The sequence below is a fragment of the Streptomyces sp. SDr-06 genome (assembly GCF_003324565.1).
In the GTDB taxonomy this organism is placed as follows: domain Bacteria; phylum Actinomycetota; class Actinomycetes; order Streptomycetales; family Streptomycetaceae; genus Streptomyces.
Window position 1 is genome coordinate 1 of record NZ_QOLA01000071.1, and the last position, 1,414, is coordinate 1,414.

Below are 1,414 nucleotides of genomic sequence, written 5' to 3' on the forward strand. Positions count from 1 at the left end.
CTAGTACTGCAACGGTGTTTGTTGTGACGGGTGGACAGTTTCGGGTGGGGTGTGGCCGCGTCGTTTGTAGTGGCTGAGGCGGGCCTGGTACTGCCGTTTCCGACGCCAGTGGGACCAGTGCAGGACGTACTCGACGGGGGCAGGCCGGCGGTGGATGAGGCGGTTGGTCAGGCGTCTGATCTCGGCGAGGCTGAGGTGGATGAGCTCGGAGGATCCGTTTCTGCTTTCTCCGCATCCAGTTGGCGGGCCCGCAGGACGGTCAGGGCGGCGTGGGCGGCCATGGCCAGGGTCATGTGGCGGTGCCAGCCGGGGTAGCGACGGACCTGGTAGTCGTCCAGGCCGCACTCCTGTTTCGCACTCTGGAAGCACTCCTCCACGGCCCACCGGCTGCCCGCGACCTGGATCAGCTCGTCGAGGGTGGTGGCGGCCGGGCAGTAGGCGATGTAGTAGGAGATCTCCTCGGGCCGGCGGACGCTGCGGCGGGCGATGACCCAGTGCCGGCGGTCCTCACGGTGCCAGGGCCGGACTTCGACGCGAGCCCAGTCGTAGACCCGCGGTCCGTGAGCGCCCTGGCCGCACGAGCGGCGCTTCCACTTCTGCCGCGGCAGGTGCGGGAACAGGTCGTGAACGGGATGGTCGATGGACCAGCGGGTCACGACCGTGTCGTGCCGGGTGGTGGCCATGACGTGGAAGACATCGGCCTGTTCCAGCTCGAAGCGCCAGCCCTTGCTGTGGCCGTAGGCGGCATCCGCCGTCACCCACCCGAACGGGATCTTGTCCGTGAGTGCCCGGCGGACCATCGCCTTGGCCATCTCCACCTTCGTGGCGAAGGCAACGCTGTCGTCGATGCCGGCCTGCCGGCACCTGCCCCGGTCGTCCGTCCATGACGTGGGCAGATACAAACGGCGGTCGATCAGCGTGCGTCCACGGCCGGTGGCGTAGGCAAGGAACACACCGATCTGGCTGTTCTCGGTGCGTCCGGCGGTCCCGGAGTACTGCCGCTGCACGCCCGCCGAGCGGACACCCTTCTTCAGGAACCCTGTGTCATCGATGATCAGAACGGCATCCCGGTCCCCGAGGTGTTCCACGACGTAGCCGCGTACGTCGTCCAGGACCTCGTCGGCATCCCACTCGATCCGGTTCAGCAACCGGTGGATGCGGTCAGGACTCGCATGGCCCGCTTCCTCCGCAAGCGTCCAGCCATTCTTCCGCTCCAGCGGAGCAAGTAACCCCCGCATGTAAGCGAGCGCAGACTCACGCGGCTCTTCTCGGTTGAACCGGTGCACGAACCGCCCATGCACTGCGCCCAGTTCCCCGGCCCACAACGTGACATCACTAAGGTCGTCCCCACCCATAACCACACCAACGACCGACCTGCCCATCCGTCACAGAAAAGACCGTTGCAGTACTAGGG

The 1,414-nt window shown here is 66.5% G+C and carries 1 protein-coding gene; it reads right to left on the reverse strand.

Annotated elements, in window-relative coordinates; all coding sequences use genetic code 11:
• Nucleotides 1–167: 167 nt before the first annotated feature.
• Nucleotides 168–1,355 carry an IS701 family transposase gene (locus tag DT019_RS39015; protein WP_114041735.1) on the reverse strand — a complete coding sequence of 396 codons (1,188 nt, stop codon included), beginning with the start codon at nucleotides 1,353–1,355 and terminating at the stop codon, nucleotides 168–170.
• Between the last annotated feature and the right edge of the window lie 59 nt (nucleotides 1,356–1,414).

Excerpts from the sequence above, each read along its gene's own strand:
- DT019_RS39015 (WP_114041735.1), bottom strand. The coding sequence starts at position 1,355 with ATGGGTGGGGACGACCTTAGTGATGTCACGTTGTGGGCCGGGGAACTG.